The following is a 19,276-nucleotide window of genomic DNA, read 5'->3' on the forward strand; positions in this document are numbered from 1 at the left end:
AAACGTATTTTCCGGTTTAAAGAATAGTTGTTTTAAATCCAGCAGAATCGCAAGAACCGGATGTTTACAATGAATGGCAATTGATTATACTGATAATAAAGCGGTGTATGATTTTGTTAATTAACGCTATAATGTGAATAACTTTTATCTTGGCCATATTTAGTAAATTGCTCGGGTAAAAGTGACTTTTTAGCGTGCTCTTTCAAGAACAGCTTACTGGTGTTGAAAACCTAAGACTGAGAAAAGATATGGATGAATTAATCAAAGAAGCAGCATTACATTTTCACGAAGAACCCCGTCCCGGTAAAATTCAAATTACGCCTACCAAACCATTGGCTACCCAATATGATTTGTCACTGGCCTATTCACCGGGTGTGGCTGCACCGTGTATGGAAATTCACCGTGATCCCCTGAATGCATACAGATATACTGCACGCGGTAATCTGGTTGCAGTTATTTCCAATGGTACAGCGGTACTGGGTTTGGGTAATATCGGTGCTCTGGCTGGAAAACCGGTGATGGAAGGTAAGGGAGTACTGTTCAAAAAATTCGGTGGTATTGATGTATTCGATATCGAAATTAATGAAACTGATCCAGACAAACTGGTAGATATTATTGCTTCATTGGAGCCGACATTTGGCGGTATTAACCTTGAAGATATTAAAGCACCGGAATGTTTTTATATTGAGAAAAAACTGCGTGAGCGTTGCAACATTCCGGTATTCCATGATGATCAGCATGGTACAGCAATTATTACTGCAGCAGCGATTAAAAATGGTCTTGAAGTTGTTGGTAAAGATATCAGTCAGGTTAAACTAGTATGTTCCGGAGCCGGTGCAGCAGCGATTGCCTGTCTGGAGCTGCTGGTTGCGCTGGGTATGAAGCGTGAAAATATCACTGTGTGCGATTCAAAAGGTGTGATTTACCAGAATCGTGAAGAAAACATGGTGGAATCGAAAAAATTATTCGCCATACCGGATAATGGTCAGCGTAAGCTTGCTGATGCTGTTCATGACAAAGATATTTTCCTTGGATTATCTGGTCCGAATGTGTTGAGCGTGGATATGCTCAAAACTATGGCCAAAGATCCGATTATTCTGGCTATGGCTAATCCGACTCCGGAAATCTGGCCGCCTGAAGCTAAAGCTGCACGACCGGATGCGGTAATTGGTACCGGACGTTCTGATTTTCCGAATCAGGTAAATAATGTTCTATGCTTCCCGTTTATTTTCCGTGGTGCACTGGATGTAGGTGCAACTACCATTAATGAGCAGATGAAGCTGGCCTGTGTGCATGCTATTGCTGAACTGGCCAAAGCTGAGCTAAGTGATGAAGTTTCTGCTGCTTATGGCAATACCGAGCTTTCTTTTGGACGTGAATATCTGATTCCGAAGCCATTTGACCCTCGTTTGATTGCTGTAGTGGCGCCTGCTGTAGCCAAAGCAGCTATGGATTCCGGTGTGGCAACCCGTCCGATTGATGACATGGAAGCCTATGTAGAGAAACTGAGTCAGTTTGTCTATAAATCCAGCCTGTTTATGAAACCGGTATTCTCTCAGGCGAAAAAAGAACTGAAACGTGTGGTATTGTGTGAAGGTGAGGATGAGCGTGTTCTGCATGCAACGCAGCACATTGTTAACCACAAGCTGGCCTTTCCGATTCTGATTGGCCGGCCGGCAGTAATTGAAGCACGTTCGAAAAAACTGGGTCTGACTATACAGCCAGGCAAGGATTTTGAGATTGTAAATAATCAGGATGATCCTCGCTACCGTGAATACTGGCAGGCTTATTACGAGCTGCGTAAACGTCACGGTGTCACCGAGGAAATGGCTCGGCGCCGGATGATTAGCAGTTCTACTCTGATTGGTGCAATGCTGGTGCGGATGGGTAGTGCTGATGCATTACTGTGTGGCACGGTAGGTCGCTTCCATGATCATTTCAATATTCTGGAAGAAGTAATCGGCTATAACAATCCTGAACAGAATGCCTGTGCTATGAACGCACTGATTATGACCTCAGGTAATATGTTTATTGCTGATACCTATGTTAATCCAGAACCGACTGCAGAGCAGATTGCTGCTAATACACTGATGTGTGTTGATGAAATGAAACGTTTTGGTATAGAACCAAAAGTGGCTTTGTTGTCCAATTCAAACTTCGGTTCACTTGATCAGCCAAGCAGCACCAAAATGCAGGAAGCGCTTGCTTTAATTAAAGAGGCAGCTCCGGAACTAAACGTGGATGGTGAAATGCAGGGTGATCTTGCACTGGATGAAAAACTGCGTCAGAAACTGATGCCGGACTGCAAACTAAAAGGTGCAGCAAACTTGCTGGTAATGCCGAATGTTGAAGCAGCGAATATCAGTTACAATCTGTTACGTACTTCATCTCATGGCGTAACAATTGGCCCGATTCTGATGGGTATGAATGAATCTGTACATATTGTTACTCCTATGGCTTCTGTACGCCGTATAGTAAATATGGTGGCTTTGGCTGCTGTAGATGCCCAGCGTAAATAATCGCTGAATTCTGGAAGAATCGTGCAGGCTGTCTGTGTTTTCAGACAGCCTTTTTGTGTCAATTATGGAGACAGTTTATGAGTAATGTGTCAGCACCCCAGACTGCACCTAATTATATTACCCCTTCGGGCCATCAGGCTTTACAGGATGAGCTTTATCAGCTTGTTCATAAAGAACGCCCTGAAATTGTTAATGTGGTGAACTGGGCGGCGGGTAATGGTGACCGAAGTGAAAATGGTGATTATTTGTATGGGAAACGCAGGTTGCGTGAAATTGACCGACGTATCCGCTTTCTGACTAAAAGACTGGAAGCTGCACAGGTTATTGATCCGGAAGCACGTGAACCCAGTGATCAGATTTTTTTTAGTGCTACTGTAACTATTTTACGCGGCAATGGTCAGGAGCAGACTGTACATATTGTTGGTACAGATGAAATTGATACCAGTAGAAATAAAATTTCCTGGGTTTCACCGCTTGCGCGTACTTTATTAAAAGCACATGAAGGTGATGAAGTGCGTTTGCATGGCCCTGATGGAGTGGAAAATATTGAAATATTAACAGTAGAATATATTCGCATTGAATAATGTACACATACTCATGAATAGTGTTAATATTCGTTATAAAATTTAATTTTAACAAATTATATACGTATGTATTGCTGCAAAAATATATGTATAAAATAAATTTTGTATAAATAATACAGAATTATTTCCAGTAGTTACATTTTGCGATAACAAACCCGATATCACTGCCGGATTTTTTATTATTACTGTATCCAAACATGAATCCAAAACTCGAACCGATTTTCAAACAACTCAATGCCCTTATTCTGGGCAAACAACAATTGCTGATACAAATTGTTACCTGTGTACTGGCACGCGGGCATATTCTGCTTGAAGATGTACCAGGAGTTGGTAAAACCACACTGGCGCATGCACTGGCAGCGGTACTAGGATTAAATTATCAGCGCGTACAATTTACTAACGATATGTTACCGGCTGATTTGCTGGGTGTCAGCATATTCCAGCCAAATTCCAATGAGTTTATTTTTCATCCGGGACCAGTTTTCAATTCTTTTTTACTGGCTGATGAAATTAACCGTGCTTCTCCCAAACTGCAATCGGCTTTGCTCGAAGCTATGGAAGAGGGGCAGGTATCTGTGGATGGTAAAACCTATGCGCTGCCGAAACCATTTCTTGTAGTTGCTACCCAGAATCCGACAGAACAGCTTGGTACTTACCCTTTACCTGAATCGCAGCTGGATCGGTTTATGATGTGTCTGAGTATTGGCTATCCGGCAGAAAAAGAAGAAAAACAGCTCTACATCTCTGGCGGCCGTCGCCAGTTTGTGCCACGCATTAAAGCAGTATGCAATGCGGAAATATTACAGCAATGGCAGGCAGAAGTATCCAAAATAAATTTATCTGCAGCTGCAGCGGATTATGTTTATCGGCTAGTTGCAGCTACGCGTACTCCGGGCACATTCGCAGTCGGGCTGAGTCCGCGTGCCGGATTGGCAGTAGTTCAGGCTGCAAAAGCATATGCATGGGTACAGGGAAGGGCACATGTTGTTCCGGAAGATGTGAAAGCTGTCTGGGTAGCAGTAGCGGCACACCGCCTGCAACCTTTACAAAGTCAGTCCCGAAGCAGTACTTTACTCACAGGAATGCTGGACCATGTGGCTGTGGTCTGAGACACCTGCTCCTACACTTATTGACGGGCACACAGCTTTGCGTGCACGTAATATACGTGTCAACCTGACACGTATGGGCTGGGGTGTGGCTATTGCCAGTTTTCTGTTATGGGTTATGGCAGTTAATTATCAGGTAAACGTAGCTCATGCACTGGTGTTCTGGTTAGTGGGCATTTTATTATTTGGTGCACTTGCCGGTGTCCGCCAGCTTACCGGGATAGTATTGGCGATTAAACCCCAACAGGAATATTTTGCCGGTAAAGAGTGTGTTTTGACTTTGCGAGCCTGTGACAGCTGCAAACGTACACGCTGGTTATGGCTGCAAACAGCACAGGAAATAACCGGTACAGCCAGTGATTGGGAATTGTGGACAATTACACCAGAAAATACTGAATTTCTCTGGAAATTACCTCCACAGCGCCGCGGTATTCTGCCACCGTTAATACTTGCCGGAGCCAGTATGGCGCCATTTGGGTTACTGATGATTAAAACTCAATGGGAATTTACTGAAGAACTTGTGATTTTTCCGGAACCTTTAGAACATACTATTTCAGCACAGCGTAGCAGTGATGACGAACCCAGCGTCCAAATCAGTCTGAGCGGTCAGGATCCGGCTTATCTGCTGCCTCATCAGAGTTCAGCTTCAATGCGGCAGATAGCATGGAAACATTATGCCAAAACAGGTGATTTATTGGATAAATATTTTGAACAGGGAGGTAAGCGGGTAGAGCCGCTACTGATTTCCTATCGGGATTATCCTCAGGGAACCAGCCTGGAAAAGATGGCGAGTATGATGTGCTATCGGGTACTGGCAGCAGATGCTATCGGGGAAAAATATATACTGGAGTTACCAAGACAGCGCTATGAGGCAACGACAGGTCAACGGACAAAATGTCTGAATGCTTTGGGTAGATGGTAATGTGGCTTGCTGATCCGGTTTTTTTACGTAAATCCCCATCTGTACGCACCCAGCTTATTCTGTTACTGATGCTGGCATGGGTATCGTTACCCTTATTATTTGAATTACCTCTGAGTGTGTGCGCTGCATTCGCTCTGTTGTGGATTGCGCGCGTTGCTTTGCTATTTACCAGTATTAAAAAATTGCCGTTATGGGCATTAATAATATTGCTGGTGGCTACTTCTGTATGGGTATATTTTCGTGTGGGAACGATTATTGGCCGGGATGCCAGTGTTTCTTTGCTCATGTTAATGATAATACTCAAGGCATTTGAGGGTGAAACTTTACGCGACTGGCAAATATTATTGTTAGCTCAGCTAGTACTGATGGGCGGCGGTCTGCTGTTTAATCAAAGTATATTAATGGCCCCCTGGCTGATTGTAGCGTTGTTCTGCCTGATTTCATCTCTGGGATTACTTGCGGGCATCAAACCTATGATGGCAATACGGCAGGGTGCAGTAATTTTAATTCTGTCTTTTCCACTGGCCGTTATTTTATTTATAGCGATGCCGCGCAGAAATACGCCATTATGGGGTGTGCCGCAGCCGCAGCAATCATCTGTTACAGGATTGTCGGATACCCTTGAATCAGGGAGTGTCAGCAATCTGATTTTGAGTAATGAACTGGCTTTCAATGTTATCTTTGATAATAATGCTATTCCACGCAATGCTGATATGTACTGGCGTGTAATGGTAATGGGTAATAACACGGATGGAAAATGGCATGCAGTAAAAGAACAGTATACGGATGAAGATACTTTACAGCTGCCAAGCAGAGCTTTGCTGGAACAGCGTACCGACAGTAAAATGGTAGGATATGAGCTGATTATTCAGGATGATCACGGGCGATTACCGGCTCTGGATCAGCCTTTGCCTAATGAACAGTTTGGTTTCAGCCGACGAGTAGGTAACGTTGTCAGGGTCAATAATAGTCGCGAAGGTCTGCGCAGGGTACATTTATATTCTCAGATGACACCATACCTGCGTCAGCAAATGGATCAGGGTTTACTGAATTATTATACCCAGTTGCCGGATGGACTGAATCCTGAAACCCGCAGACTGGCAAAACAGCTGGCCGATAAATCTGGCGGCAGCGAAGAGTTTATCAATCATATACTAACTTATTTCAAAAGCAGTCATTTTCAATACACTCTAACCCCAAAACGGAACAATGAAACACAGAATAAAATAGATTATTTTTTATTCGAGGGACATGAAGGTTTTTGTGAAGATTATGCAGACGCTATGGTGTGGCTGGCTCGTTCAATCGGTGTGCCGGCACGAATCGTAATTGGTTATCAGGGAGGAGAATATCACCCTGACAATAAGTTCTGGCAAATTCGCAGTAAGGATGCCCATGCATGGACTGAAATCTGGATTGCTGAAAAGGGTTTATGGAAACGGGTAGATCCGACCACGGCAGTTTCATCAGTGCGTATAGACAAAGGGGTGGAAAGTGCTTTACCGGCAGAACAGCGTGCCGGATTATCTTCAGCTTTTCCGTTATTACAGAAATATCTGGATAATGGTCAGTTTTACTGGCAGCAATGGGTGGTTAATTATGATAGGGGTAGTCAGAAGTCAATACTTAGCTGGCTGAATTTAAAAAATATACCTGTATATGTACTGATAATAGTCATTATAATCGCAATTGTCATTACGTCACTTCCACTGATTTTCTGGTTACGCCGTCAGGGTAATGTGCAGACTCAGCCATTAACCGATGGTATTAATCTGCTTAAGCAGACTATTGTAGAAGGTGAAGAGTCAGAATTATCTGCAATCGGTCCGCTTGAGTTACAAAATATTCTGGCAGAGCATAATTTGCTTAATGAAGATTTGGCTGCTTTATTGACACAGTATATAGACTGGCAGTATGGAGCAGCAGGAATGCCAGACATGCGCAGCCAGCGCAAATGGTTGCGTAAAATGAAGAAAGCTGTACGCAATCTGTAATTATGCCGATTATCCTGATACATCATATTGAAGTTGTCTGGATAAATTATTAAGTACAGAAACGAAAACTACCCAGCAATCAATGTTATCAAGAGCTGGGTAGTTTATTATTACATTTAATGACCATATTAATTTTTAGATCAGTCGTGTTCCCGTGTGGTCTGGAATGCCTGACTTTCCGAAATCACTACTGACAGATAACTTTTACTCGGTTTGAATAAAAGTTAAGAAATAACAATACTTTAAATTCTTTGGAATGAAAAGGAGTAATTAATGTTAATAATTAACTATTTGATTTTAAAAAATATAAAAATAGAATAGATTGTTGTTAAAAATATAATATTTTTTAATTTTGAAGTTGCTTTTAGATTGATGATACTGCCGGATATTTGTATCTTGCATCACTAAAATTTTATTTCATATTAATTAGCTATCTTTATGAATTAGAAAAATATTTTATGTTAAATGTATAAAAAATTTTGATGTCTATTTTCAAAATGTCAGAAGTTAAAAAAGAAATAAAGAATATTAACTAGCCACAGCGCCAGACTTTTTTTCCTAAAATTATAAAATTATCTAGATGATTAGAAGAAATTTTAATAGTTTCATAATCACTATTTGAGCTTATGAGATTTATACCATCAACAGTTTGACGGATTTGTCTTATAAAAAAATGTTTATTGTAAATAATAGCATATGTTTCACCATCAACAGGTTCAACATCATTAGTGTTTATCATAACAATATCGTTATTTTCCAAGTTAGGAGCCATGCTGTTACCTTTTACACGCATGGCACGCAAATCATCAGGGATTAAATTTTTTGATTTGAACCAATTATTATTTATGAGCAGGGGTTCTTCAAATTCTGATAAAATCCATTTGATATTTTCATGATTTTTTGATAAATCAATAGCGTATATCATAACTTTTTTATATCCCTCACTAGGACTGGGGTTTTCAGTTGGTTTTGGATTTTCATCTGTTTGTATAAAATTTTCCCCTGTATATAGCCATGTAACCGTTACTCCTAAAATTTTTGCTACTTCCTCTAACCGTTTTCTTTTTGGAGCTGTGGCTTTAGTCTCATCTTTATTTTCCCATAGTTGGATAGCTGTAATTGATATATTTAACTTCTCTGCTAATTCAGCTTGGGTTAAACCTTTATTAGTTCTAGCTTGTTTAATACGGCTATGAATAGTGTGCATAAATTTTGACTTATTTTTATTTCAAATAATAAGAGATTCAAGAATACAATTAAATTATTAATTTAAATAATTATTTTTGATTAATGTGTAAAAAAGTGCCCGCTGTATCAATCTGTCAGCGGGCCTGTTAAAAGGTTTAGATGTTATTTTTGATCATATCAATAACTTCTTTGCCTTTACCTTCGAGGATGGCTTTAGAACCATACCAGACCATGTTTTTCACATTTTCATAGCTGATTGCCGGTGGCATTATCAGTTCTTTATCACTAATTACGACATCCAGTAATGCCGGGCCTTCGTGTGCAAGGAATGTTTTTACAGCGGCCTCCAGCTCAGAAGATTTGCTTACGCTTTGAGCACTGAAACCACAGCCTTCTGCAATGGTTTTGAAGTCACCGTTTTTCAGGTCAACATAGACTTCTACCAAACCTTCGCCTTTTTGTTCCTGCTCTACGAAGTTCAGGGAACTGTTGTTGAAAACAACTATTTTAATCGGCAGATTTTCCTGTTTGGCAGTAAGCAAATCACCCATCAGCATGGCTAAACCGCCATCTCCGGATAAAGAAATGACTTGTCTGCCCGGAAAGGCTTTCTGGAAACCATAAGCCTGAGGCATACCGTTTGACATGGTGCCGTGTTTAAGGCTGGTCAGGAAGCGTCGTTTGCCATTCATGGTTAAATAACGGGCTCCCCACAGCATTGGAGTTCCTACATCTGCGGTAATCAATGCATCATCACTGGCATACTTATCTATCAATTCTATTAGTTGCTGTGGGTGAATTGGATGTTTGTCATCCGGAGTGGCATACGTTTCAAATTTATCCATAATTTTGGCAAATAAAGCGGTATGGTGCTCCAGAAAACTGCTGTCGTTACAAGTCTGTATTTTCGGCAAAATTGTTTGCAGAGTGGTTTTAACATCACCAACCAGCCCCAGATTAATCGGATGACGCAAGCCTAACTGAGTAGCTTCATGATCAATCTGGATGATATTGGCCTTTTCCGGATAATATTCAGACCATGCAAAGCTGCAACCGAGTAATAATAAGGTATCGCAGTTTTTGATGGCATCATAACCAGCCTTAGTACCAAACATCCCGGTCATACCCACCTGATAAGGGTTATCCCAGGCAATGCTGTCTTTAGCACGAGAAGTGTGTACAACTGGTGCCTTTAGTTTTTCTGCCAGTGCAATTACTTCATCATGTGCATCTTTAGCGCCAAAACCTGCGTAAATGGTGATTTTATTTCCCTGATTAATCGCTTTAACCAGTTCTTCGATTTCGTTATCATTCGGACGGGTAACTGGCTGCGGCTGCCATATTTTTACTGGTTTCTCAGCTACTTCCATTTTGCTGATGTCACTGGGCAGGATTACAACGGCTACACCGCGTTTATTAATGGCGGCCTGTGCGGCCTGAGTGAATATACGCTGAGCTTCTTCCGGCTGGTTTACCATCTGACAGAAAACGCTTGTATCCTGATAGACCTTGAGGAAATCCACTTCCTGCGGGAATCCGGTGCCCATAGAAGTGGCGGCCAGCTGACTGGCAATAACAATTACTGGTGCATTATTGCGGTTGGATTCGTATAAGCCGTTAATCAGATGCAAGCTGCCAGGACCACAGGAACCAGCACATGCAGTAAGTTTGTTTGTAATCAGAGCTTCAGCGCCGGCAGCAAAGGCAGCTGCTTCTTCGTGACGTGTATGCACCCAATTAATACTACTTTTTTCTATCGCTTTGCCAACAAAGTTCAGCGTATCACCGATGATGCCGTAACAGTTGCTGACACCGGCTTCGGTAAGAACATCAACCAATATTTCTGATACAGTTTTCGTTTTAGACATGCTGTATTTCCTCTTAAAATTGATTATTTATTTCAAAAATAATAAAGTAAAATATTTTCTTACTATTTATTTATATAACTATATGTTATAAATAAATAAAATATTTATATTAATTCTTTATCAATATTGTTTTATTGTAATATTGTGTAATCAACAAAACAAGATTATTGTTGAAAATCATTTAAAATCGATATTTTCGAATAAATTTTTATAAAAATGGCAGCCTTTATGTTTTGCCGGCTGCCAAAAACTGCTTAATAATCAGATTGCGCGGTCATTAAACAATGGAATGCGAGTAATCCGGCTAATGCTGTGCATATAATCCAGCACCGGCGCAGTCCATTCGATTCCTTTGACCATAGTCATATTGCGCAATAAAGGAAATAAAAGAATATCTTCCATTCCGAAAGTACCATTACTACCATGATCATTCACAATTAGCGGCGATAGTGCAATCAGATCGGCATTGAACCGGTTAATATAGGTTTGACTGTTTTGTAAATGGTGCTGAAAATCACCAAAAATAGCTGTTTTTTTGTTGATGAAATAGTTGATGGCATTCTGAGTCGCAAACTCAGGCAGGTTAATACTGATGCAGCGCGGTAAAGTCAGGAAATTACGGTAAGTATCAACAATTTTTATCCAGCCCTCAATTTCAGGGCGTACTGTATTGTTTATAAGAGTAGTACCAGAAAGCTGGTCAATGTAGTGAACGATATCCAGACTTTCACCCATGGCAGTACCATCGTCTTTTACCAGAATCGGTACCATTTTTTTTCCGATTAATTTATTTGGGGTATCTTCGTCATCATTCAGCAGATAGATATTTTCTACCGGTACTATTTTTTTACCGAATATCATTCTGGCTCGTACACAGTAGGGACAATGGTCATAAATATAAAGTTGCATTCAGATTTCCTTTTCGGATTTAGTGTGTTGATTAAATGTACAATATACAAAAAATATCATGTTTTAATATTTATACTGATAGTTTCGTATTGTTAAATAAGTGATAAATACTGTCAGGTAACAATAATACTGATTAAAATAATCTGTTATTGTAGATTGTGTATTACAAATATTAATTAATATTATACATATATTAATTAAACTTAGTTTACGGTTTTTTCATGAGTTGCGATGTCTTTAATCAAAATCTGGATTTTTTTCAAAATTTACAATTACATTTGGCTGATGCCCTGGCAAGAGAAGATGGTACTGCGGGGTTTGTAACAGATGAATGGTCTGGCAAATTGGGAAACGGGCGCAGTATGGTTCTCAAACAAGGAGCTGTGTTTGAACAGGCTGGCGTTAATTTTTCTCATGTTAAAGGTACTGCTATGCCGGCTTCAGCTGTGCGAAAACGCCAGTATCTGGCAGGAGCTCCTTATGAAGCAATGGGGGTGTCAATGGTGGTACATCCGTGTAATCCATATATACCTACCAGTCATGCGAATGTACGTTTATTCATTGCATATCCGGAACGCAGTAATCCGGTCTGGTGGTTTGGCGGCGGTTTTGATTTGACCCCCTTTTATCCATTTATTGAAGATGTAGTGCATTGGCATAAGGTTGCTTATGATGCGTGTCTGCCTTTTGGTGAAACGGTATATTCTGAATTTAAAGAGTGGTGTGACCGTTATTTCTATCTGCCTCACCGGCAGGAACAGCGAGGGGTAGGCGGTTTATTTTTTGATGATTTAAACCGCTGGGATTTTGCTCGTTGTTTTGCTTTTGTACGTGCAATAAGTGCTGCTTATTTACAAGCTTATCTGCCTATTGTGGCGCGGCGCAAAAATATGGATTTTGGCGAGCGTGAACGTCAGTTTCAGTTATACAGGCGCGGACGTTATATTGAATTTAATTTATTGTGGGACAGAGGCACTCAGTTTGGTTTACATGCCGGCGGGCGAACAGAATCTATTCTGATGTCTATGCCGCCTTTAGCCCGCTTTGAATATCAGTATGAACCGGTACCTGGTTCTGCTGAAGCCGGTCTGGCCGGATATTTACGGGCGCGTGACTGGCTGGCAGAAGCAGAAAACTGTCTGGTTTGAGTAGTAAAATTATTATATATACTGTTTAACTTTGTTTTTTGTTCAATCCTTGCTGGCAGGATAGTGCTGTAAGCAGACACAGGCAAATTGGCATTATCATGTCGGGCGTAATATTGGTTATTTCCAATACAAATAATATGGCGGTAAGAGGCATTTTTTGCTGTACTGCCAGAAAAACGGTAGCTCCGGTCACAACTGCGGCGACTATGGGAACAGGTGGCAGCATGCTGTTCCATGCAGTGGCTGCCAGTAATGCAATCAGACCGCCAAGCATCATTGAAGGAGTAATAAATCCCCCGTATGCTCCGGCACGGGTGGCCAGTAGAAGCGCCAGCCATTTACCGATTAATAGTGCCAGAGCATAATGCCAGCTTATCTGGTCATTAAATAACAGTTCATTACCGGCTTTTCCGTTACCAAGTATCTCCGGCAGTTGCATGGACAAAACCCCGATGAGTATAAAGGCACCGATACTGATAAAGATCAGCTTGGGGCTGGTACGTACAGCCGGTTTGCAACAGGCGAGCTGGTATTGTAACAGCCATGAGAATGCAACAATCAATGGTCCCAGCAACAACGACCAGATTAACAGTGGACTGTTCAGGGTAATTGCCGGTAGCTGATAGGCTGGCTGGCTACCCAGTCCGATCCGGCCTACCCATGCTGCGGTTGTACAGCAGATTAAAGCCGCAATAACGGTATTGCGCTGGAAACTGAATAATAAAGTTTCCAGTGCAAACAGAGCACCGGCCAGAGGTACATCAAAAACCGCGGACAGACCGGCGGCTGCACTACAGGCAAGCAGGACTTTTCTCTCTTCTGTACTGATGTTAAATCGCCGGCCGATAAAATCTGCAATGGCTGAACTGATTTCACGTGGCGCTGTCTCACGTCCGAGAGGTGAACCCATGCCTACTGTGAATATCTGTAACATACCATGAAAGAAAGTAGAAACTAACGGTATAGGTGTGGCATTGTTGCCAATTGCTTCCCTGATATCAACCAGTTTGGGGGCAAAACGGTGCAGCAGGTACCAGCCTGCGCCCGCTATTACGCCACATGCACTTAATGCAAGTAAACGATGTATGGCTGTGGTTTGTTCGACAATATTACGAAATGTGATACCGTCTGTACGGACTATTCCGTACACTAACTGCTGAATGAAATGCAATAATCCGATAAGTGACATGCCTGCCACGCCGGCAATGGCACCACAAAATAGTAATAAGGCAATCAGTTTCGGATTTAATCTGAACATGGCATGATAAATTTGCGATAAATCAAAGGTACTTTTACATTTTAAATAACGATATTGTAAACGACAGCACAGACTTTGCCGAATTTTGGCACGTGTCTGTGTTAAAATCAGAATATTTTGTCAGGAATTTAAAGGAAGTATTGCAGTGATCAGTACCAATAATATTACGATGCAGTTTGGCGCGAAGCCATTGTTTGAGAATGTATCGGTTAAGTTCGGTGGAGGCCATCGTTATGGGTTGATTGGTGCTAATGGCTCGGGTAAATCAACTTTTATGAAGATTCTCGGCGGTGATCTCGAACCCACTAGTGGTGAGGTGGCCATTGATCAAGGCCTGCGTCTGGGTAAGCTGAGACAGGATCAGTTTGCGTATGAGGATATGCGCGTACTGGACGTGGTACTGATGGGGCACACAGAAATGTGGGCAGCCATGACAGAACGCGACTCCATTTATGCTAATCCGGATGCCACTGAAGATGATTATATGCGTGCAGCCGATCTGGAAACAAAATTTGCCGAGTATGACGGCTATACAGCTGAGGCACGGGCGGGAGAATTACTTGCCGGTGTCGGTATCGATGAGCATCTGCATAATGCCAGCATGAGTGAAGTAGCACCGGGTTTTAAACTGCGCGTATTACTGGCACAGGCACTGTTTTCCAAACCGGATGTGCTGTTGCTGGATGAACCGACCAATAATCTGGATATTAATACTATTCGCTGGCTGGAAGGTGTGTTGAACAGCTATGAATCCACCATGATTATTATTTCGCACGATCGCCATTTTCTGAATGAAGTATGTACTTATATGGCCGATGTAGACTATGGTGGCATTACATTGTATCCGGGCAACTACGATGATTATATGCTTGCCTCTGCACAAGCACGTGAACGTACTTTAAAGGATAATGCTAAAGCTAAGGAAAAACTTCAGGAATTACAGGAGTTTGTGGCACGTTTTTCTGCCAATAAATCCAAGGCAAGACAGGCAACCAGCCGGGCGAAACTGGCTGATAAAATTAAGGCAGATATGGTGGAAGTGAAACCTTCCAGCCGTCAAAGCCCGTTTATCCGCTTTAATTTTGATGATAAGAAAAAGCTGCATCGGCAGGCGCTTGAAGTTGAGGATTTATCAAAACGTTTTGACCGGCAATTGTTTAAAAAGCTGAATCTGATGCTTGATGCCGGTGAACGTCTGGCAATTATCGGTCCTAACGGTGCCGGTAAATCTACACTGCTGAAATTACTGGCTGGTGCATATAATGAAGCATACACTGATGGCATTAAAGCAGATAGCGGTACTATAAAATGGGCAGAGAAAGCACAGGTTGGCTATTACCCGCAAGATCATGAAAATGATTTCGATGTATCTATGACTCTGACTGAATGGATGCGTCAGTGGGGCAAGGAAGGCGATGATGAGCAGGTGATTCGCGGTACTTTAGGCCGTCTGCTTTTTGGCAGTAATGAAGTCGGCAAGCAGGTACAGGTACTTTCCGGTGGTGAAAAAGGCCGTATGCTATATGGTAAACTGATTTTGCAGGAACCTAATGTGCTGGTAATGGATGAACCTACAAATCACATGGATATGGAAAGTATTGAGGCGCTGAATATGGCGCTGGAAAAATTCCCGGGTACTCTTGTGTTTGTATCTCATGACCGCCAGTTTGTTTCCAGTCTGGCTACACAGATTATTGAGCTGGATGGTGAAGGTGGTTATGAATATTATCTGGGTGATTATGAAGGTTATCTGGCTAAAAAAGGTGTAGTTTAATATTTGTAAGCTGCCTGTGTTTACAGGCAGTTTTTTTATATGGGAAAAAAATGAATACCGGCAAAAGTAACGCAGTTGAGCTGATTGAATGTAATGAAAAGGAACATGCGGCAGCCATTCTGGCGCTGTTTAACGATACTATCGCCACCTCAACTGCACTGTATGATTATGAGCCCCGTTCACTATCATTTATGCATGGCTGGTTTGCAGCTAAACGTGAGCGCAATTTTCCGGTTATCGGTGCAGTTAACGGTCAGGGTGAACTGATGGCTTTTGCTTCATGGGGTGCATTCCGTGATTATCCTGCCAATAAATATACGGTGGAACACAGTGTATATGTGCGTAATGACTGTCGCCGGCAGGGGCTGGCACGCAAACTGATGCAGGAACTGATTGTACGTGCACGTCAGGCTGATTTACATGTATTAATGGGTGTGATTGATGCAGCCAATGACAGCAGTATTGCTCTGCATGAACAGCTTGGCTTCAAACATGTTGGCACATTGCCTCAGATTGGTTTTAAATTTGGTCACTGGCTGGATGCGGCATTTTATCAGTTAATTCTGGATACACCAGCTCAGCCTGTCGATGGTTAATAGTAACTCGGTTTTTTACAAAGCTCGTCATCAATACAAAATCATATCTTAGCCGGCTTTAATCCACCAGTGCACAGTTACCAAACCCAGAATAGTCAGCAGTAAAGAACCGCCTGTATGCAGCAGTATATGTGTTACTGCCAGAGTATAACGTTGTGACAAAAGCATTTGCACGGCTTCGAGTGAGAAGGTGGAAAACGTAGTCAGCCCGCCGAGAAAACCAGTAATAACAAACAGACGCCATTCCGGAGCGATCTGGGTAAAATGTATACACAATGCACTGAACAGACCAATCAGATAAGCACCGATCCAGTTTGCCAGCAGTGTGCCATAGGGCAAACCGGAATGAAGCGTATTCAGCGAGATTCCCAGAAGCCAGCGCATGATGGCACCCAGAGCTGCGCCGGCAGCAATGGCAAATAAAGATAAATACATAATCAATCCAATCATACAACGAATATACAATTAATAATTTTAAACTAAAGCCGGACATGCCATATTGCCTTCTGCTGCTGAAATGACTACGCTAGTGTTTTTAGACATGTAGAAAGTATCAATATGGATCTGACTGAAACCAAAATTTCCAGTAAAGAAGTTTATCGCGGTTCCTTTTTAAATGTTTCAGAGGACACTGTTCGTTTACCCAATGGCAACCAGGCACAGCGGGTAGTTGTACAGCATCCGGGTGCCGCGGCTGTACTTGCGGTTACGGCTGAGCAAAAAGTGGTATTGGTACGACAGTGGCGCTATCCGGTAGGTGAGGCTTTACTGGAAATCCCGGCAGGTAAGCTGGACGGAAAAAATGAAGATCCTGCGCATGCTGCTTTGCGCGAGCTGGCTGAAGAAACCCCTTATACTGCTGCTGAAGTAAAACTGATACATACTTTTTATACTGTTCCCGGTTTCGGTGATGAAAAAATGTATCTTTATCTGGCTGAAAATGTGCAACCAAATAGTGCTCTGGCGGCGGATGAAGATGAAATTATTGAACCAGTGTTGCTCAATCGTGAGCAAGTGCGTTCGGCACTGGCAAATAATCAGATTCATGATGGAAAAACGCTGATTGCTTTGCAGTACTGGTTGTTATATTGTTAATAAATTTATATTTGTCATGAAAATAATCCCGTTACCCGCTCTTTCTGATAACTATATCTGGCTGTTGCAGCAAGAAAATCAGGCTATAGTAATTGACCCGGGCGAAGCACCTGTTGTCATAAATTATCTGACTGAACACAACCTGACCCTGGATGCTATCTGGCTTACTCATTCTCATTATGACCATATTGATGGGGTGGCGGAATTAAAAAAACATTATTCGCAATGCCAGATTACCGGTTGCATTGATTGGCATATTGTGAATATACCCGTAACTGAAGGCAGTAAATTTCAGGTATTCGGTCAGCATGTAACAGTTTGGCATATTCCCGGGCATACTACAGATCATTTGGCTTATTTAGTATGCGATTCTGCCGGTCGTTACAGAGTATTTTGTGGTGATACGCTGTTCAGTGCAGGCTGCGGACGAGTGAATGGGACTATGGCACAATTGTTCAGCAGTTTGCAGCGTTTAAACAGTCTGCCGCCTGATACCTTGTTTTATCCGGCACATGAATATACCGCAGCAAATTTGAAATTTGCACAAGCCGTTGAACCGAATAATTCTGCAATCAGAAAAGCATTAGTACAGGCAGATAAATTACCTACCTTACCGGTAAGTCTGGCACATGAACGCACAATCAATCCTTTTTTGCGTACCAGTCAGCCGGAAGTGATGGCCACATTACGCCAAAAAGGCCTCTCAGAGCATCAGCTTGCCCAACCATTGGCAGTGTTTACTTATTTAAGGGAGTGGAAAAATCATTTTTAAAATTAATCACAATGTGACTTTCTGCATGCTATGATTATTTCAACATAATAACGAAGGAATAAATGAGTTGAAACTGAGCTAAAGAATGGCGACTGATAATCTCAGCCGGCATATAAAGCTTTCAATTTATCTGAATATGAAAAAATCATCATATTGCATGGACTGGACTAAGTTGCTCAGTACCCAGCGCTTTAAGCCGGAAAATGGGTGTATTGTGCCTACAGTGACCGCTTCAAGTGAAGAGGGGGCGGATGCACTGCGTACTGATTTTCATATTGATTATGATCGAGTGGTTTTTTCCAGTGGTTTTCGCCGTCTCGCCCGTAAAACGCAGGTTCATCCGTTTGCCTTACATGACCATACGCATAATCGTCTGACTCATAGTGTTGAAGTTGCCAGTGTCGGGCGCAGTCTTGGAAATCGGGTCGGTGTAATGCTGAATGCCGGCCATTTCCTGCCATCTGGCAGCCATGCTGCTGATATCGGGGCGATTGTACAGGTTGCCTGTCTGGCTCATGATTTCGGTAATCCGCCATTTGGCCATACAGGTGAAGATGCATTGCGTGAATGGTTCCGTGATCCACAGCATGCTCATTATTTACAGGAATTGAGCAATACAGAACGCAATGATATCGAAACTTATGAAGGAAATGCACATAGCTTGCGTCTGGTAGCCAGTCTGGAAATGTATCAGAATGATGGCGGAATGCGTCTGACTGCTGCTGTTATCGGTGCTTTAATTAAGTATCCGTGGACCAGTTCTGCGCCGCATAGGCGGAATAAATTCAATATTTATCAGACTGAGCTGCCCTTTATGCGTTGTATTGCAGAACAGCTGGGGTTACCGCAAACCGGTGAAAATCAGTGGATGCGCCATCCGCTTTCATATTTAATGGAAGCTGCTGATGATATTTGTTATGCTTTGCTGGATTTGGAAGATGCTGTCGAAATGGGATTATTACAGGTGGCAGATGTAGAGCAAATTCTATCCAGGCTGACAAATAAAGAATATTTCTGGCAGTCTTATAGCAGTCAGGAGCGTTGTGCCCGCTTGCGCGGAATTGCCATCGGAAGAGCAGTAGACGATATTGCACATACTTTTATTAAGCATCATCGGGATTTATTGAATGGTTCATTTCGTGGTAAGGATTTGCTTGCTCTGGCTAGTCCGGATGTTAGTGAAGCCCTGAACGCTGCAAAAGAGCTGGCTCGCACACGTATATTCCGCCATCAAAGCAAACTGATTACTGAAATAGCTACTTTTCCTTGTCTGGGTTCGATACTGGGTTTGCTTGTACCTGCGGTACATGCCTTTATTAAAACCGGTCAGCTTAGTAAAAGGCAAGAGCTGGCATTGTCATTATTAAAAGAACAAAAACTGGATAAAAAGGATGGTTTATATCTGGGATATATGAAAGTTCTGGATTTTGTAGGTGGTATGACTGACAATACTGCGGCAAAGCTGGCGCGTGAAGTATCCGGAATCGGAATGCTGTAGATTTTTTGCTTATATAGTTGCAAAATAAATATATAAAAATCAAGT

General features: G+C 42.1%; 16 protein-coding genes. 11 read left to right on the forward strand and 5 right to left on the reverse strand.

The features are described from left to right. The first annotated feature begins 248 nt into the window (after window positions 1–248). The 5 genes from H3V00_RS00890 to H3V00_RS00910 all read left to right on the forward strand — a co-directional run bounded on the left by H3V00_RS00890 (window position 249) and on the right by H3V00_RS00910 (window position 7,125). The gene (locus tag H3V00_RS00890) at window positions 249–2,519 is read left to right on the forward strand and encodes an NADP-dependent malic enzyme (protein WP_025330355.1); all 2,271 of its coding nucleotides are present in this window, start codon (window positions 249–251) and stop codon (window positions 2,517–2,519) included. A gap of 77 nt (window positions 2,520–2,596) precedes the next feature. Beyond that, window positions 2,597–3,103, forward strand: coding sequence for a transcription elongation factor GreB (gene greB, locus H3V00_RS00895; protein WP_084547692.1), 507 nt, complete (start codon window positions 2,597–2,599; stop codon window positions 3,101–3,103). 197 nt (window positions 3,104–3,300) lie between these two features. Further along, the gene (locus H3V00_RS00900; protein ID WP_025330357.1) at window positions 3,301–4,212 is read left to right on the forward strand and encodes a MoxR family ATPase; all 912 of its coding nucleotides are present in this window, start codon (window positions 3,301–3,303) and stop codon (window positions 4,210–4,212) included. Further along, the gene (locus H3V00_RS00905; protein WP_110414068.1) at window positions 4,196–5,131 is read left to right on the forward strand and encodes a hypothetical protein; all 936 of its coding nucleotides are present in this window, start codon (window positions 4,196–4,198) and stop codon (window positions 5,129–5,131) included. The genes H3V00_RS00900 and H3V00_RS00905 overlap by 17 nt, the downstream gene beginning before the upstream one ends. After that, window positions 5,131–7,125, forward strand: coding sequence for a DUF3488 and transglutaminase-like domain-containing protein (locus tag H3V00_RS00910; RefSeq protein WP_232339794.1), 1,995 nt, complete (start codon window positions 5,131–5,133; stop codon window positions 7,123–7,125). The genes H3V00_RS00905 and H3V00_RS00910 overlap by 1 nt, the downstream gene beginning before the upstream one ends. Before the next feature lie 532 nt (window positions 7,126–7,657). On the opposite strand, the gene H3V00_RS00915 is transcribed toward H3V00_RS00910, so the two are convergent. The 3 genes from H3V00_RS00915 to grxB all read right to left on the reverse strand — a co-directional run bounded on the left by H3V00_RS00915 (window position 7,658) and on the right by grxB (window position 11,090). Next, a complete protein-coding gene (locus H3V00_RS00915) occupies window positions 7,658–8,332 on the reverse strand; it encodes a LexA family transcriptional regulator (protein WP_198206668.1) in 675 nt (224 codons plus the stop codon). 136 nt (window positions 8,333–8,468) lie between these two features. Continuing rightward, the gene (locus tag H3V00_RS00920) at window positions 8,469–10,181 is read right to left on the reverse strand and encodes a thiamine pyrophosphate-dependent enzyme (protein WP_198206667.1); all 1,713 of its coding nucleotides are present in this window, start codon (window positions 10,179–10,181) and stop codon (window positions 8,469–8,471) included. 261 nt (window positions 10,182–10,442) lie between these two features. Then, complete coding sequence (gene grxB, locus H3V00_RS00925) at window positions 10,443–11,090, reverse strand: glutaredoxin 2 (RefSeq protein WP_198206666.1); 648 nt, start codon at window positions 11,088–11,090, stop codon at window positions 10,443–10,445. A 221-nt stretch (window positions 11,091–11,311) separates the two neighbouring features. Between grxB and hemF the strand changes: the two genes are divergently transcribed. Then, window positions 11,312–12,238 carry an oxygen-dependent coproporphyrinogen oxidase gene (gene hemF, locus H3V00_RS00930; protein ID WP_198206665.1) on the forward strand — a complete coding sequence of 309 codons (927 nt, stop codon included), beginning with the start codon at window positions 11,312–11,314 and terminating at the stop codon, window positions 12,236–12,238. A 25-nt stretch (window positions 12,239–12,263) separates the two neighbouring features. Here hemF and H3V00_RS00935 read toward each other — a convergent pair whose 3' ends face one another. Continuing rightward, on the reverse strand, window positions 12,264–13,496 hold the full coding sequence (locus H3V00_RS00935) for a chloride channel protein (RefSeq protein WP_198206664.1): 1,233 nt from the start codon (window positions 13,494–13,496) through the stop codon (window positions 12,264–12,266). Between the two features lie 145 nt (window positions 13,497–13,641). On the opposite strand from H3V00_RS00935, the gene H3V00_RS00940 reads away from it, so the two are divergent. Both H3V00_RS00940 and H3V00_RS00945 read left to right on the forward strand, forming a co-directional pair. Next, window positions 13,642–15,270 (forward strand): ABC-F family ATPase, encoded by a 1,629-nt coding sequence (locus tag H3V00_RS00940; protein ID WP_198206663.1) that lies wholly within the window; start codon window positions 13,642–13,644, stop codon window positions 15,268–15,270. A gap of 50 nt (window positions 15,271–15,320) precedes the next feature. Continuing rightward, complete coding sequence (locus H3V00_RS00945) at window positions 15,321–15,866, forward strand: GNAT family N-acetyltransferase (RefSeq protein ID WP_198206662.1); 546 nt, start codon at window positions 15,321–15,323, stop codon at window positions 15,864–15,866. Between the two features lie 48 nt (window positions 15,867–15,914). On the opposite strand, the gene crcB is transcribed toward H3V00_RS00945, so the two are convergent. Next, complete coding sequence (gene crcB / locus H3V00_RS00950; RefSeq protein WP_198206661.1) at window positions 15,915–16,301, reverse strand: fluoride efflux transporter CrcB; 387 nt, start codon at window positions 16,299–16,301, stop codon at window positions 15,915–15,917. Window positions 16,302–16,424: 123 nt separating this feature from the next. Here crcB and H3V00_RS00955 point away from each other — a divergent pair, with 123 nt between their 5' ends. The 3 genes from H3V00_RS00955 (at window position 16,425) to H3V00_RS00965 (ending at window position 19,231) form a co-directional block, all read left to right on the forward strand. Next, window positions 16,425–16,961, forward strand: a complete 537-nt coding sequence (locus H3V00_RS00955; RefSeq protein ID WP_025330368.1) for an NUDIX hydrolase — start codon at window positions 16,425–16,427, stop codon at window positions 16,959–16,961. A 16-nt stretch (window positions 16,962–16,977) separates the two neighbouring features. Further along, complete coding sequence (gene gloB / locus H3V00_RS00960) at window positions 16,978–17,733, forward strand: hydroxyacylglutathione hydrolase (RefSeq protein WP_198206660.1); 756 nt, start codon at window positions 16,978–16,980, stop codon at window positions 17,731–17,733. A gap of 157 nt (window positions 17,734–17,890) precedes the next feature. Next, window positions 17,891–19,231, forward strand: coding sequence for a deoxyguanosinetriphosphate triphosphohydrolase (locus H3V00_RS00965; protein WP_025330370.1), 1,341 nt, complete (start codon window positions 17,891–17,893; stop codon window positions 19,229–19,231). The last annotated feature ends 45 nt before the right edge of the window (window positions 19,232–19,276 follow it).

Origin of the sequence: Snodgrassella sp. W6238H11 (assembly GCF_016100525.1) — a bacterium.
GTDB lineage: Bacteria > Pseudomonadota > Gammaproteobacteria > Burkholderiales > Neisseriaceae > Snodgrassella > Snodgrassella alvi.

Excerpts from the sequence above, each read along its gene's own strand:
- hemF (WP_198206665.1), top strand. The coding sequence starts at position 11,312 with ATGAGTTGCGATGTCTTTAATCAAAATCTGGATTTTTTTCAAAATTTA.
- H3V00_RS00910 (WP_232339794.1), top strand. The coding sequence starts at position 5,131 with ATGTGGCTTGCTGATCCGGTTTTTTTACGTAAATCCCCATCTGTACGC.
- crcB (WP_198206661.1), bottom strand. The coding sequence starts at position 16,301 with ATGTATTTATCTTTATTTGCCATTGCTGCCGGCGCAGCTCTGGGTGCC.
- H3V00_RS00955 (WP_025330368.1), top strand. The coding sequence starts at position 16,425 with ATGGATCTGACTGAAACCAAAATTTCCAGTAAAGAAGTTTATCGCGGT.
- gloB (WP_198206660.1), top strand. The coding sequence starts at position 16,978 with ATGAAAATAATCCCGTTACCCGCTCTTTCTGATAACTATATCTGGCTG.
- H3V00_RS00965 (WP_025330370.1), top strand. The coding sequence starts at position 17,891 with ATGGACTGGACTAAGTTGCTCAGTACCCAGCGCTTTAAGCCGGAAAAT.
- H3V00_RS00890 (WP_025330355.1), top strand. The coding sequence starts at position 249 with ATGGATGAATTAATCAAAGAAGCAGCATTACATTTTCACGAAGAACCC.
- H3V00_RS00945 (WP_198206662.1), top strand. The coding sequence starts at position 15,321 with ATGAATACCGGCAAAAGTAACGCAGTTGAGCTGATTGAATGTAATGAA.
- H3V00_RS00920 (WP_198206667.1), bottom strand. The coding sequence starts at position 10,181 with ATGTCTAAAACGAAAACTGTATCAGAAATATTGGTTGATGTTCTTACC.
- greB (WP_084547692.1), top strand. The coding sequence starts at position 2,597 with ATGAGTAATGTGTCAGCACCCCAGACTGCACCTAATTATATTACCCCT.
- H3V00_RS00905 (WP_110414068.1), top strand. The coding sequence starts at position 4,196 with ATGTGGCTGTGGTCTGAGACACCTGCTCCTACACTTATTGACGGGCAC.
- H3V00_RS00935 (WP_198206664.1), bottom strand. The coding sequence starts at position 13,496 with ATGTTCAGATTAAATCCGAAACTGATTGCCTTATTACTATTTTGTGGT.
- H3V00_RS00900 (WP_025330357.1), top strand. The coding sequence starts at position 3,301 with ATGAATCCAAAACTCGAACCGATTTTCAAACAACTCAATGCCCTTATT.
- H3V00_RS00915 (WP_198206668.1), bottom strand. The coding sequence starts at position 8,332 with ATGCACACTATTCATAGCCGTATTAAACAAGCTAGAACTAATAAAGGT.
- grxB (WP_198206666.1), bottom strand. The coding sequence starts at position 11,090 with ATGCAACTTTATATTTATGACCATTGTCCCTACTGTGTACGAGCCAGA.